General features: G+C 40.8%; 1 protein-coding gene. It reads right to left on the minus strand.

What is annotated here, in order from left to right; genetic code table 11:
- On the minus strand, window positions 1-326 hold a 326-nt coding region (locus H4J66_RS05140), incomplete at both ends, for an Ig-like domain-containing protein (RefSeq protein WP_182171410.1).

Genomic DNA, 326 nt, shown 5'->3' on the forward strand with positions numbered 1-326 from the left:
GTAGAGTTCTGTGTATCACCAGCACCATCAGTAACGCTATAAGTAATAACAGGAACAGCACCGTTGAAATTATCATTAGGTGTGAAGGTATAACTACCATCGGTATTTAAAGTTAACTCACCTTCCGTAAGAGTAACGGTATCACCTGCATTATAGGTATTCCCACCAACCGTAAAGCTTGTAACAGTTAGTGGACCGTCTGCAGTTTCTGCGTTATCAAGCACATTACCTGTAGCAATTGTATCTTCAGCTATCGTAACCGTTTCACTATCATCACTTAAATCTGAAACCGGTGTCACTGAAATGGTTAGGGTAGAACTCTGAGT

Source organism: Colwellia sp. MB3u-55 (genome assembly GCF_014076785.1).
Taxonomy (GTDB): domain Bacteria; phylum Pseudomonadota; class Gammaproteobacteria; order Enterobacterales; family Alteromonadaceae; genus Colwellia_A.